Genomic DNA, 13,672 nt, shown 5'->3' with positions numbered 1-13,672 from the left:
GACTGACGCAGGTGGGACAAGCAGCAAAGACAATAATTTGTGAGGGAAAAACCATGCTCTTGTCCGTCCGCGGCGTAATCGCCGCCACTCTCCTTGCGGGCACTGCGCTTTCCGCCGCGCCGGCACTTGCGCAGGACGCTGAGGCGCCCAAGGAATTCACCGCCACCGGCAGCGCCGCTGTCACCACCGACTATCGTTTCCGCGGCGTTTCTCAGTCGGCGGGCGACATTGCGATCCAGGGCGGCATCACTGTTTCGCACGCCAGCGGGTTCTACGTGGGCACCTGGGGATCCTCGATCGACCTCGGTTCGACCTACGGTCACACTGAACTCGACCTGTTCGGCGGCTGGACCGGCGAAGTCACGCCCGGCCTGACCTTCGATGGTGGCCTGCTCTACTACGCCTATCCGAACGGCCACGTCGGCCATGCCGAGTTCTTTGAGCCCTATGCCTCGGTGTCCGGGCAGGTCGGTCCGGCCAAGCTCAAGGTCGGCGCCACTTATGCGTGGGACCAGAAGTCACTGCCGAACTTCGCCGGCACCAAGAAGGACGACAACCTCTATCTCTACAGCAACGTCGACATCGGAGTGCCGAACACGCCGCTGACCGTCTCGGGACACCTCGGCTACACCGATGGCGTGCTGGCGCCGTGCTACTACTGCAACGCGGACAAGACTGGCCTCGACTGGTCGATCGGTGCCTCGGCGTCGCTGTTCGGCCCGCTGTCGCTCAGCGTTTCCTATATCGGCGTCACTGGCCCGAGCGTTGACAGCTACACCGACGACACGGTGGTTGCGACGCTGACCGCATCGTTCTGATCGATACACAATTACGAGAAAATCGCAGGAGGCGGCCCGTCCGGAGTGACCCGGACGGGTTTTCTCATTTGAGGTAGAAATCGATCGTCGTGACGACCCGGACCTTCTTGTAAGGCGTGTCGGACTGCCCCCATCCACCGCCCGAATCGCCGTCGCGCGATTCGATCGAGAAGTATCCCTGTGCAGCGCTCTTGATGGCGCCGACTTCCGCTCCGCTGTCCTTGGCGAACTGCTCGGCGGCGGCGCGGGCATCCTGCGTCGCGGTGGCGACCATCTGCGGCTTGATGTCGTTGAGCTTGGTGAAGGCATAGGCCATCCCCGAACCTTCTTCGAGGATCACGCCGCGGCGGACGAGGTCGAACTGGCGGCGCACCGCATTCTCGGCGCGCTTGATGTCGGTAGTGCGAAGGCTTACCCGCTGGCGCACCGTGAAGCTGACGATGCCATTGTCCTTCATCTGGTTGACGTTGACGCCGGTGGGTTGAAGCGCTTCGGCGGGGAAACCGAGTTCACGGAAAAAGGCGCGAATCTGCGCAGTGTCGCGATCGACGCTGGCCTGAGCGGTGGCGACATCCGGCGCATTGGCGGAATAGCTGATTGTCCATGTGGCCAGATCCGCAGTGACGTTCCGCTCGGCCAGGCCCTTTACCGTAACCGCGCGGTCGGCGCGTTGTGCCCGCTTGATGCCATCTCCAAGAGCGAAGCCGCCGATGACGATGCCGATTGCGAGAATTGTCGAACTGGCTAACCAGCGGCCTGTCGCGCTGCCAAGCATCGTCCCGCTCTTGCCTGCGCTTTCACCCGAACTATCTTCGCCCATCGCACTCTCCATGACGGTCGCTTACTGATGATCGCTGACGGCTGTATGTGCGATGAACTGACGTATTTTATCGACGAAATGAAAAAGGCTTCCCATGACCCGCTACCTCCACACCATGATCCGTGTGTCCGATCCCGACGAGACGATCCGATTCTTCGAGTTGATCGGATTGAAGGAAACGCGCCGATTCTCCAGCGAACAGGGTCGATTCACGCTGATCTATCTTGCGCCTCCGGGTCAGGAGGAGACCGAGGTCGAACTCACCTACAACTGGCCGTCCGAGGACGGTTCCGCCGAAACCTATCAGAGCGGCCGGAATTTCGGTCACCTCGCGTTCCAGGTTCAGGACATCTACGAGACCTGCCAGCGCCTTCAGGACGGCGGTGTGACGATCAATCGTCCTCCGCGCGATGGCCACATGGCTTTCATCCGCACGCCCGATGGTATCTCCATCGAACTGTTGCAGGACGGCCGTCTCGAACCGGCAGAACCATGGGCCAGCATGCCAAACGTAGGTAGCTGGTAAGCGAGGCCAACGTCGCGTTAACTTTGTGAAATTGCGCGTAATCACGTTTGCCGAGGTGCCGTCGCTGCTCATAAGCTGGGCCGACGATAGAACACGGGGGTGTCTGTCGTCGGCGGCAGCCAGGGGGAAGACGTGCAGGCATCGCAGGCGTTACTCGGCGTTATTACCGGTTTACAGGCGTTCGAGCACGAACTGCTACTGTTCGTCGCATTCTGGTTCGTGGTTGGCGCTCTCGACGAATTTGCGATCGATGTCTGCTGGATAGCACTGCGCCTTACAGGCAAGGGGCGCGACGGACGGATCGTCCAGTCTCAGGCTTCGGCTGCGTTGTCAGGCCGCGCCACGATCCTGATCGCTGCCTGGCGGGAAGCCGAGGTCATCGGTCATACCGTCCGGCATGCGCTGTCGGCCTGGCCTCAACAGAGTTTCACACTTTACGTCGGCTGCTATCCCAACGATCCGGGCACCATCGCGGAAGTCGTTGCGGCTGCGGCGGGCGATCCTCGACTCCGGCTTGTCATCAATCGCAGGCCCGGGCCGACGACGAAGGCGGACTGCCTCAATGGCGTGTACTCCGCGCTCTGCGATGACGAAGGACGCAATCGCTGGAGGTTTCGCTCCGTCGTCCTTCATGACGCCGAGGACATGGTGCATCCCGCCGAACTGGCAGTCATCGATGGCGCGCTCGATCGCGCCGACTTCGTGCAATTGCCGGTCTGTCCGGAACTCATGCACGCGTCGCCATGGGTATCTGCACACTATGCGGACGAGTTCGCCGAATCGCACGGCAAGGCCATGGTGGTGCGCGACGCGCTGGGTGCAGCGATTCCGGCAGCCGGGGTGGGCTGTGGCTTCTCACGCGAAATCATCGCCAGGATCGCACGGCGGCGGGATCGGAGTGATGGACCGTTCGCGGCAGAGTGCCTGACCGAAGACTATGAACTCGGCCTCCTCATCCGGCGGGAGGGAGGGGCGTCGAAGTTTCTGCGGGTCCGAGATGCCGCAGGCTCTCTGGTAGCGACCCGGGCGTACTTTCCGGCACGCCTTGCCGACTCGGTGCGGCAGAAGTCCCGCTGGGTGCATGGTATAGCCTTTCAGGGCTGGGAGCGGCTCGGCTGGACGAGCGGACTGGCCGACACGTGGATGGCGTTGCGTGACCGTCGCGGGCCGTTGACGGCGATCGTGCTCGCCTGCGGTTACACGGTGCTGGCTATCGACGTTGCCCTCTGGCTGGGCAGATGCAGCGGACTGATCGGCCAGATTCCGCACATGGCCTTCTCGTCGCTGTTGCAGGCTTTGCTCGGGATCTGCTTTGCCAGTTTCCTGTGGCGATCCGCGTCACGCTTCTTCTTCACCGCGCGCGAGTATGGGGTGATCGAAGGGCTCGGCGCCATACCGCGTGTGCTGATCGCAAATGTCATCGCCATCTGCGCCGGAGCGAAGGCCTTCCGGGGTTACGCCCGCACCTTGCGTGGGGAGGCCGTGCGTTGGGAGAAGACTTCTCACGAAGGGCATCCGACGGTCTATGAGCCTGCCCCGCAGTTGGGGATGGCGGCGTGATGAAGGGCGGCACCTTGACGCGGGGGCATCCGCTGTTCGCGCTGCTGGCACTTCTGGCAGGCTGGGCGGGCGGTCGTGCGGCGACGTGGGAACCGCAGGCCGCACAGGCTACTGCGGCTGTCCCGGACACCTACGTCGCCGGTGCGCAGTCGATGCCCGGATCGGGAGCAAGCTATCCTGGTTCCTATGAAGCAATGACTGTTGGCGAACCCGGTACGCCGAGCCTTGTCCGCTACATTGTACAGGCTGTGCCGTCATGGTCTGCGCAGCCCGCAATTCACTCGACGCTGCGGCCATTCCCCGAAACTTCGGGCTTGTCGCATCTGCGCCAAGGTTTCGCGGAAATCGAAGAGTTGCCGAAGTTCTACGCTCCGGAGGTGGTGGGCACTACTCCCGCATCGCCGCCTGGCTCGCCGATCGCGCCGCAGCGCCAGCGTCGCTGGTCGATGGACGCATGGGCAATGTTGCGGCGTGACGATATGGGCGCTCCATCCCCCGCGGGGCTGCTGCCCGCTACCTATGGAGCGAGCCAGGCTGGCGGAGTGCTGCGATATCGGCTGGCGCTAGGCAATGCGCATCGACCGACCGTCTATTTGCGCAGCACGTCTTCCACCGGCATGATTCGCGAGACGGCTGCGGCGCTTGGACTATCCGCCCGACCCATCATCGCGATACCGGTGGTTGCGGCACTGGAGGGGCGCGTGACCGATCAGGGCGGCCAGCGAAGAATTCAGGGTGCCGCGATGGCGATCACCGAGTTGCCACCTTTCCGCCTTCCCTTAGGTCTGCGCGGCGAAGCTTATGCGCAGGCGGGCTATGTCGCGGGTCGATACGCGACTCCGTTTGTCGATGGACAGTTCAGGGCAGATCGCAGGCTCGTGCGGCTTGGCTCGGTCGATGCGCGGCTGGGTGCAGGTGTATGGGGCGGGGCGCAGAAGGGCGCAGCGCGGCTTGACGCCGGACCGAGCGCTTCGGTCGCGATGCCGCTCGGTCGCGGGATGAACGGACGGGTCGCAGTAGACTGGCGCTTCCGCCTCGCGGGCGATGCAGTACCCGGCTCAGGCCCCGCCGTGACGCTTTCCGCAGGATTCTGAAACGCGGCTTTTCCGCGACGCCATGCTGCGGTAGCGAGGGAGCCGCAATGGACGTCTATCTCCCCATCGCCAATCTCTCGGTCAACGGTCTCATCATCGTCGGCCTCGGAGCGCTGACCGGCGTGCTTTCGGGCATGTTCGGCGTCGGTGGCGGATTCCTGACGACTCCGCTGATGATCTTCTACGGCATCCCGCCGACGGTGGCCGCGGCTTCCGCTGCCAGCCAGGTGACGGGCGCCAGCGTCTCGGGCGTCTTCGCGCATACGCGGCGGGGCGGCGTGGACTACCAGATGGGCGCGGTCATGGTGGCGGGTGGCATTATCGGCACGGGGCTCGGCTCGCTGCTGTTCAACCTGCTCGAACGGCTCGGCCAGATCGATACGGTCATCAACATCCTCTACGTGGTGCTGCTAGGCTCCATCGGCGGACTGATGGCCAAGGAGAGCATCCAGTCGATCCGGGCCGAGCGGACGGGCGTGCCCATCGCGGCTAGGAAGCGGCGGCATCACCCCATGGTGGCCAGCCTGCCGATGCGCTGGCGGTTCTATCGCTCGGGCCTTTACATCTCTCCGCTGGCACCGCTGCTGCTGGGGATCGGCACCGGCATCCTGACCATGCTGATGGGCATCGGCGGCGGTTTCGTGCTGGTTCCGGCGATGCTCTACATCCTGGGCATGAGCGCCAACGTGGTCGTCGGCACGTCGCTGTTCCAGATCCTCTTCGTGACGATGGCGACGACGATGATGCATGCGCTGACCACGCATGCCGTGGACATCGTGCTCGCCTCGCTGCTGCTGCTGGGATCGGTGTCCGGAGCGCAGGTCGGCGCGCAGTTTGCCCAGAAGGCGAGCCCGGTGAAGCTGCGTCTGGTCCTTGCCGTGATCGTGCTGCTGGTCGCGGGGAGAATGGCGCTGGGCCTCGGCTATCGGCCGGACGAGATTTACACGGTAGCGCCGCTGTGAGAGTGCTGCTCGCCCTGCTGACGCTTTTCGCGCTGACGGGCGCGCGCGATCCGATCCTCGTGCCTGAGATCTCGCAGCATGAGGTCGATCTGCAACAGGGGTTCACCGGCACCGAACTGTTGCTGTTCGGAGCCGTTCTTACACCTGAAGGTTCCCGAGCCGCGCAGGACTATGACATCGTCGTGGTGCTGAAAGGGCCAACCCAGTCGATCGTGCTGCGCGAAAAGCAGAAGGTCGCGGGCATCTGGATCAACGCGGCCAGCACCGAACTGCGCAGCGCGCCGAGCTATTACGCCATCGCCTCCAGCCGCCCTATCGCCGATATCGTCGACGACAAGACCGCCGCGATCTACGAGCTCGGCCTCAAGTGGCTGCAGTTGTCCCCCATCGGCGCGATCGACCCGGAGGAGCAGACGCGGTTCTCCGGGGGGCTGGTCGATCTCAACCGCCGTACCGGTCTGTACCGCGAGCAGGAGGGCGGCGTCACGGTCAAGGAACAGGTGCTCTATCAGGCACGCATCGAACTTCCATCGCGCGTGCCGACCGGCATCTATACGGCCGAGACTTTCGCCATTTCCAAGGGCAGGGTGGTCGCCTCCGCAAGCAGCCAGGTGGAGGTGCGCAAGTTGGGCGTCGAGCGCGCGATCGCCAATTTCGCGGAAAACTACGGTTTCGCTTATGGCCTGCTCGCGGTTTTCGTGTCGGTCGCGATGGGGTGGCTGGCAGGGCGTCTGTTCGCGCTGATCTGATCCTTGATCGCTACCGGTTCCGTTCACTGGTGATCGCCTTAGGGGGAAATTAACCTAGCGGCTGATAGGCACCGCAATCGGTTGCGAAACAAGCGCGATGGGTTGACGAAGCAGATGCACCTCGATGGTCTCGACACGTTCCAGGGCACCCGCGAGGATGCGAGCCTGACGGCCGTGAACGGGCTGGACCCGATCGGCGTCGTGCTCGACATCAGCGGTGCGGGCAGCCGCGTCGCCTTCGACATGGAGCGTCTGCACGAGATCGGCGGCGATGCCGACCCTTCGGTCGCGATGTCGGGACAGGTCAGCAGCCAAGTCAAAATCCGGGTCGGGACCGGCTGGCTGCTCGCCAACGTGCGCAATCAGAAGCAGGACGGACGCGTCGCGGGCGTAGTGTCGGAAATCGACTTTCTCGGCGAGGGGCTGGAGGAGCGCCTGACCGGCCGCATCCATGGCTTCCGTCGCGGCGTCACCGCCTATCCGATCCCCGGTGCGCTGGTCTATCCGGCGACGAGCGACGATCTCAGGCAGATCTACGCCAGTGACGGCCGCTCGGCGATCCAGGTCGGCAACGTCTATCCCACCAAGGACATCCGCGCGGGGCTCTATGTCGATGCGCTGCTGGGCAAGCATTTCGCGCTGCTGGGTTCCACCGGCACCGGCAAGTCGACCAGCGCCGCGCTGATCCTTCATCGCATCTGCGACCATGCGCCTGAGGGGCACATCATCATGGTCGATCCGCACGGCGAATATGCGGCGGCGTTCCGCGATACCGGCGTGATCCTCGACGTCTCGAACCTCCAGATGCCGTACTGGCTGATGAACTTCGAGGAGCACTGCGAGATCCTCCTGACCTCGCGCGGGGACGAGCGGCAACTGGATGCCGAAATTCTCGGCAAGGCGTTGCTGGAGGCGCGGTCGAAGAACCGGCTGGCCGAGCAGATGGGCAAGATCACGGTGGATTCGCCGATTCCCTATCTGCTGTCGGACTTTGGCAACATCCTCAACAACGCGATGGGCAAGCTCGACAAGGGGCACACCAGCGCGCCCTACCTGCGCATCCGCAACAAGCTGGACGAACTGAAGTCCGACCCGCGCTACCAGTTCATGTTCTCGGGCATGCTGGTGGGCGACGTGATGGCGGACTTCATCATGAAACTGTTCCGTCTGCCGTCGCGCGGGCGGCCGATCTCGATCATCGACGTGTCGGGCGTGCCGACCGAGATCACCTCCACCGTCGTCGCGGTGCTCAGCCGCATGGTCTTCGACTTCGCGGTCTGGGCGCGCGAGGAGGAGACGCGGCCGATCCTGCTCGTCTGCGAAGAGGCGCACCGCTACGTGCCGAACGAGCGGAACGCCGATGGTTCCTCGGTCGGGCGCATCCTTTCGCGCATCGCCAAGGAGGGCCGCAAGTACGGCATCTCGCTCGGCCTCATCACGCAGCGGCCCTCCGATCTGGCCGAGGGCGTGCTGTCGCAGTGCGGCACCATCATCTCGATGCGCCTCAACAACGAGCGCGATCAGGCCTTCGTGCGCGCGGCCATGCCGGAGGGCGCACGCGGGTTCCTCGATTCGATTCCCGCGCTGCGCAACCGCGAGTGCATCGTCTGCGGCGAGGGCGTGGCGATCCCGATGCGCGTCGCTTTCGACGACCTTGAGGAGCGCAAGCGTCCTGCCTCCGCCGACCCCTCGTTCACCCAGCTATGGAACCAGACCGGCGGCGAGGAGGAGATGGTCCTGCGCACCGTTCAGAGGTGGCGCGCCCAGGGGCGGTAAGTACTGGGGCGGTAAACCCGTGGGCGGCAGGCTCAGAGCTTGAAAGCCGCCCGCCACTTGCCCCAGCGGTAGTAGCCGAGCGAGATCAGCACCGTCAGGCCGGAGCCCACCGGGAAGGCCCACCAGACCGCGTCGCTGCCGATCAGCGGGCGGGCGAGGGCGTAGAACCCGAGGCGCCCCGGATAGAGCCCGACGAACAGGATCACCAGCGGGGCGACGACGGCGCCGTAGGCGCGCATCGTGCCGGTGAGGATCATGGTGATCGAGACGATCACGAACGAACTCGTGCAGACGAGCTGGATGTGCTCGGCGATCGGCATCGCCGGGCTGTTGCCGCCGAGGAACAGCGCGAGCAGCGGACGGTCGAAGCCAACGATCAGCGCGGCCAGCGCGCTCGACATCACGAGGTTGGTGACGAGGCCGATCGTCGTCACCTTGTCGACGCGGCCATGGTCCCCCGCGCCCAGCGACTGCGCGACCATTGCGCTGACCGCGGAGCCGATCGCGAAGGCGGGCATCTGGAGGTAGTTCCACAGCTGGAGCGATGCGCCGTAGGCGGCAGCGGCGTTCAGCCCCTCGCGGTTGATGAGGCTGATCATGATGAGGCCCGCCGACGATACGATGAGCATCTGCGCGCCCATCGGCAGGCCCTTGGCCAGCACATAGTGCAAGTCCTCGCCGCGCGGGCTGAGGTAGCCGAGTTCGGCGCCGCGCAGGCGCAGCGGCAGATCCTTGCGGTAGATCACCCAGATCTGGAACAGCATCCCCGCCGTGTTGGCGAGCGCGGTGGCGATGGCCGAGCCCGCGACGCCCAGCGTCGGCAACGGGCCGACGCCGATGATGAGCAGCGGGTTGAATGCGATGTCGAGCACGACCGCGATGATCATCGCGTAGAGCGGCGTCTTGGAATCGCCGACGCCGCGCATGCCCATCGACACCATCATGTTCACGGTGGCGAGCGGCAGCGTGATGAAGATCACGCGCAGGTAATCGAGCGCGTCGGTGCGGCTGACGGCGGGCGTGCCGAGCGCATCGAGCAGCGCGCCCGCCCCGAACCAGCCGATCACCCCGGTGGCGATCGAGATCAGGATGCAGAAGCCGACGCCGGTGCCGAAGGTGCGCCGCGCCGCCTCGATGTCGCGCGCGCCGAAGTGCTGGCCGACGCGCACGGTGGTCGCCATGCCGAAGCCGAACACGGCGGCGAAGACGAGGAACATCACGATGTTGGCGTTAGCCGTCGCCGCCAGCGCGCTCTCGCCCAGCAGGCGGCCGACCCAGATCGCGTTGACCGATCCGTTCAGCGTCTGGAGGACGTTCGAGACCAGCATCGGGATCGAGAAGAACAGCAGCGTCTTCAGGATCGGTCCCTTGGTGAGATCACCGCGCATCGCGGGGCGCGCGGCGGCTTCCTCCTGCGGCTTGTCGGCGGTCGAGCTGTCCTCGCACAGCGGGATGGGCGATGCTTCGTTCATGTCCCTCTCGTGTCGCCCCAGAGGTGGATGTGCAAGCGGTCGGTGAAGCGCAGTCCATTAGTCGAGCAGAAATCCGCCAGCCAGCCTGACCGTTCCCGGATGACATCGCTGGAGCGGCCCTCTGGCATCAGGAACAGGCGGTTGCCGGGGATGGTGTAAGCCTGTTGCAGCGCCATGACTTCGTCGAGGTCTTCGGGCTTCGCCACCACGAACTTGAAGAAGGCGCGCGGTTCGGCGGCCCATGCCGCAAGGCGGTCGGGCAGCAGGGCGAGGTCGGCGGGGTTGCCGCTGTGCGCCAGCTTGGGGCTGACGTTGTACTGGTTCACCCGCGCGTCGAGCGCGGCGTGCGGCGCGACGGTGGAGTTCGTCTCGATCTCGACATGCATGCCGGGACGGATCTCGTCGAGCGCGGCGACCATGCGGGCCAGCGCCGCGCCTTGCAGCAGCGGCTCGCCGCCGGTGATGACGAGGCGGTCGGGGACGAGATCGGCCACCGCCTGCGCCAGTTCCGCCTCCTCCATCTTCACCTGGTTTTCCTGCCGCTCGAAGGCGAGGTCGTCGCGGTGGAAGCGGTTGTCGCCGGTGAAGCGCCATGTGTAGGCAGTGTCGCACCACTGGCACGCGAGGTTGCAGCGCGACAGGCGCACGAACGTGCTCGGGCGGCCCATGGACGGGCCTTCGCCCTGCAGCGAGGCGAAGATTTCCGGCTGGCCGGGGGTGGTGGTGGCTAAGGTGAGGGTCATCGTTCGGGTGTCATAAGGTGACAGGTTTACACGGTTTACACGGTCCAGAGGGAAAAGGTGTCACCCGGGGCTGAAAGTGTCGCCTTGCGAGGGTGAGGTGTCACCTTGCGGGGCGAAAGTGTCGCCTTGTGCGCTCGATGTGTCACCTTATGCGGCTGGATAGTGGTCATGGCGCGAGGGTGCCAGACGCAGGACGAGTAGGAAAGCGCAGTTCCTCCCCGGAACGGGGAGGGGGGCCATGCGAAGCATGGTGGAGGGGCACCATCGGGATCACCGGACCTCGCTGCGCGCACCTCAGACAGCGCCGCCTTTCGAGGGCAAGTGATCCGCCGCGTGCCCCTCCACCACCCTGCGGGTGGTCCCCCTCCCCCGATGGGGGAGGAGCTTACCCGAGCCTCGCCAGCGCCGCCGCGAGCCGCTCCGCTTCGGCGGAGTGGGCGGCGTGGTCGGCCTTGGCCTTCTCGACCGCTTCGGGCTTGGCCTTCTCGACGAAGGCGGGGTTTTCGAGGCGCTTGCCCAGCGAGTCGCGTTCCTTGGCCGAAGTCGCCAGCGCCTTTTCCAGACGGGCCTTCTCGGCGGCGATGTCGATCACGCCTTCGAGCGGGATCGCCAGCATCGCATCGCCTGCGCCGACCTGCATCGCAGCCCCTGCCGGAGCCGCCTCGAAGCGGATGGGCTCAAGGCGGGCGAGGCGGTCCACGACGGCCGGGTTGCGCTCGATGATCGCGCGCGTCTCGGCCGAGGGATCGGCGAGGTAGGCGGAGAGGCGCGCGCCCGGCGAGATGCCGAGTTCGGCCTTGGCGCCGCGCAGGTTGCCGACGAGGGCGATCAGCCATTCGACTTCGGCCTTGGCCCCGGCGTCCACCGCAGCCTCGGGCGCGGGCCATGCGGCGACGATCAGTTCGTGCGCGCGCTCGCCGGTCTTGCTCCACAGCTCTTCGGTGACGAAGGGCATGAAGGGGTGAAGCATGACGAGGATCTGGTCGAGCACCCAACCGGCGACGGCCTTGGTCTCGTCATCGAACTGACCCTTGATGAGTTCGATGTACCAGTCGCAGAACTGGTTCCAGACGAAGTGGTAGATCGCGTTGGCGGCGGCGTCGAAGCGCAGGTCGGCCATCGCCCTGTCAAGCGCGGCGACGGTCTCGACCACTTCGCCGATGATCCAGCGGTTGACCGCCGAAGTCGCCTTGGGCGCGGCGATCGAGCCTTCGCGGCCGACGATGCCGCCAATGATCCCATTAGCCTGGCAGAAGCGCGCGGCGTTCCACAGCTTCGTGGCGAAGTTGCGATACCCCTCGACGCGCTTCTCATCCATCTTCACGTCGCGGCCCTGGCTCTCCATGGCGGTCATGAAGAAGCGCAGCGCGTCGGCGCCGTACTGGTCGATGAGGCCCAGCGGATCGACGACGTTGCCCTTGGACTTCGACATTTTCTGCCCGTCGGCGGCGCGTACCAGACCATGCAGGTAGAGCCGCTTCCACGGCACTTCCTTCATGAAGTGAATACCCTGCATCGCCATGCGCGCATCCCAGAAGAACAGGATGTCGAAGCCCGAGACGAGCAGGTCGTTCGGGTAATGCTTGGCGAGCAGCGCCGAGTCCTGATCGGGCCAGCCCAGCGTGGCGAAAGGCCACAGGGCCGAGGAGAACCACGTATCCAGCACGTCGCTGTCGCGGGTCAGCGCCTTGTTGCCGGCAAGGGCCTGCGCCTCTTCCTCGGTCTCGGCGACGAAAATCTCGCCGTCTTCCGAGTACCACGCCGGGATGCGGTGGCCCCACCAGAGCTGGCGGCTGACGCACCACGGCTGGATGTTCTCCATCCAGTTGAAGAAGGTCTTCTCCCACGACTTCGGGACGATCTCGATCGAGCCGTTGCGCACCGCTTCCATAGGCGGGATGGCGAGGGTGGCGGCATCGACGTACCACTGGTCGGTCAGCCACGGCTCGATCACCACGCCGCCGCGGTCGCCGTAGGGCGTCGCGATGGTGCGCGGCTCGGCGTCGTGCTCGACCGGGTTGCCTTCCTTGTCCTTGGTGACGTGCGGGATCAGGAGGCCCAGCTCCTTCATCTCCGCGACCACGGCGGCGCGCGCCTCGAAGCGGTCGAGGCCGAGGAAGGGGTGCGGGATAAGGCCGTCGGCGGTCTGGCAGACCTTCGCCTCGGCATCGAGCATGTTGAGCATGTCGCGCGCCTCGATCCCGGCGCGCTTGCCGACCTCGAAGTCGTTGAAATCATGCCCCGGGGTGATCTTCACCGCACCCGAGCCCAGTTCCGGGTCGGCGTGCTCGTCGGCGACGATGGGGATCTCGCGGCCCGTGATCGGCAGGGTGACTGTGGCCCCGCGCTCCAGCAGCGGCTTGTAGCGCTCGTCGTTCGGGTTCACCGCGACGGCCATGTCGGCCAGCATCGTCTCCGGGCGCGTGGTGGCGACGGTGATGTGGCCCGAGCCGTCGGACAGCGGATAGCGGAAGTGCCAGAAGTGGCCCTGAATCTCGCGCGTCTCAACCTCAAGGTCGCTGATCGCGGTCTTGAGCTTGGGATCCCAGTTCACCAGCCGCTTGTCGCGGTAGATCAGGCCCTGCCTGTGCAGGTCGACGAAGACCTTGACCACGGCCTTCGTGAAATGCGGGTCCATGGTGAACTGCTCGCGGCTCCAGTCCATCGAGCAGCCGAGGCGGCGCAGCTGGCCGGTGATGGTGCCGCCGCTTTCGGCCTTCCATTCCCAGACCTTCTCGATGAACTGCTCGCGCGTGTAGTTGGTGCGCTTGTCCTGCTTCGCTTCCATCTGGCGCTCGACCACCATCTGCGTCGCGATGCCCGCGTGGTCGGTGCCGACCACCCACAGTGCATCCTTGCCGCGCAGGCGCTCGTAGCGGATCACCACGTCCTGCAGCGTGTTGTCGAGCGCGTGGCCGATGTGCAGCGATCCCGTGACGTTCGGTGGCGGGTTGACGATGGTGAAGGGCTGCGCGTCGGGACGCTCGGGGCGGAACAGGTTGTTCTGCTCCCAGTGGGCGTACCACTTGGCCTCGATCCCGGCGGGGTCGAAGGTCTTGTCGAGAGCGGGTTCTGCGATCTGGTCGGTCATGGCGGGGGCCATGCCAAAGCGCGGGTTTGGGCGCAAGTTTGCATTGCCACGGTTTTGCCGC

General features: G+C 65.3%; 11 protein-coding genes. 7 read left to right on the top strand and 4 right to left on the bottom strand.

All coding sequences use genetic code 11. The features are described 5' to 3' along the window. Positions 1-53: 53 nt before the first annotated feature. Complete coding sequence (locus LO787_RS11165) at positions 54-818, top strand: TorF family putative porin (RefSeq protein WP_232495902.1); 765 nt, start codon at positions 54-56, stop codon at positions 816-818. A 64-nt stretch (positions 819-882) separates the two neighbouring features. Here LO787_RS11165 and LO787_RS11160 read toward each other — a convergent pair whose 3' ends face one another. After that, positions 883-1,593: an SIMPL domain-containing protein gene (locus tag LO787_RS11160; protein ID WP_232496298.1), complete on the bottom strand. Its 711-nt coding sequence runs from the start codon at positions 1,591-1,593 to the stop codon at positions 883-885. A 139-nt stretch (positions 1,594-1,732) separates the two neighbouring features. Here LO787_RS11160 and LO787_RS11155 point away from each other — a divergent pair, with 139 nt between their 5' ends. The 6 genes from LO787_RS11155 to LO787_RS11130 all read left to right on the top strand — a co-directional run bounded on the left by LO787_RS11155 (position 1,733) and on the right by LO787_RS11130 (position 8,305). Beyond that, positions 1,733-2,164: a VOC family protein gene (locus tag LO787_RS11155; protein WP_232495901.1), complete on the top strand. Its 432-nt coding sequence runs from the start codon at positions 1,733-1,735 to the stop codon at positions 2,162-2,164. A gap of 99 nt (positions 2,165-2,263) precedes the next feature. After that, positions 2,264-3,724, top strand: coding sequence for a glycosyl transferase family protein (locus LO787_RS11150; RefSeq protein ID WP_232495900.1), 1,461 nt, complete (start codon positions 2,264-2,266; stop codon positions 3,722-3,724). Continuing rightward, complete coding sequence (locus LO787_RS11145; protein ID WP_232495899.1) at positions 3,724-4,818, top strand: hypothetical protein; 1,095 nt, start codon at positions 3,724-3,726, stop codon at positions 4,816-4,818. The genes LO787_RS11150 and LO787_RS11145 overlap by 1 nt, the downstream gene beginning before the upstream one ends. Positions 4,819-4,865: 47 nt before the next feature. After that, entirely contained in the window at positions 4,866-5,780 is a 915-nt protein-coding gene (locus LO787_RS11140) for a sulfite exporter TauE/SafE family protein (protein ID WP_232495898.1), read from the top strand. Then, complete coding sequence (locus tag LO787_RS11135; RefSeq protein WP_232495897.1) at positions 5,777-6,529, top strand: TIGR02186 family protein; 753 nt, start codon at positions 5,777-5,779, stop codon at positions 6,527-6,529. Before LO787_RS11140 ends, LO787_RS11135 begins: the two co-directional genes overlap by 4 nt. Positions 6,530-6,643: 114 nt before the next feature. After that, the gene (locus tag LO787_RS11130; protein WP_232496297.1) at positions 6,644-8,305 is read left to right on the top strand and encodes an ATP-binding protein; all 1,662 of its coding nucleotides are present in this window, start codon (positions 6,644-6,646) and stop codon (positions 8,303-8,305) included. 32 nt (positions 8,306-8,337) lie between these two features. Here the strand turns inward: LO787_RS11130 and LO787_RS11125 are convergent, their stop codons facing one another. The 3 genes from LO787_RS11125 to LO787_RS11115 all read right to left on the bottom strand — a co-directional run bounded on the left by LO787_RS11125 (position 8,338) and on the right by LO787_RS11115 (position 13,611). Beyond that, complete coding sequence (locus tag LO787_RS11125; RefSeq protein ID WP_232495896.1) at positions 8,338-9,777, bottom strand: MATE family efflux transporter; 1,440 nt, start codon at positions 9,775-9,777, stop codon at positions 8,338-8,340. Beyond that, on the bottom strand, positions 9,774-10,520 hold the full coding sequence (locus tag LO787_RS11120) for a 7-carboxy-7-deazaguanine synthase QueE (protein WP_232495895.1): 747 nt from the start codon (positions 10,518-10,520) through the stop codon (positions 9,774-9,776). The genes LO787_RS11125 and LO787_RS11120 overlap by 4 nt, the downstream gene beginning before the upstream one ends. A 385-nt stretch (positions 10,521-10,905) precedes the next feature. Continuing rightward, positions 10,906-13,611 carry a valine--tRNA ligase gene (locus LO787_RS11115; RefSeq protein ID WP_232495894.1) on the bottom strand — a complete coding sequence of 902 codons (2,706 nt, stop codon included), beginning with the start codon at positions 13,609-13,611 and terminating at the stop codon, positions 10,906-10,908. Between the last annotated feature and the right edge of the window lie 61 nt (positions 13,612-13,672).

This window comes from Novosphingobium kaempferiae, assembly GCF_021227995.1.
Taxonomy (GTDB): Bacteria; Pseudomonadota; Alphaproteobacteria; order Sphingomonadales; family Sphingomonadaceae; genus Novosphingobium; species Novosphingobium kaempferiae.
The sequence above is the reverse complement of the archived record's forward strand: the minus strand, read 5'-3'. Positions and strand labels throughout refer to the sequence as shown.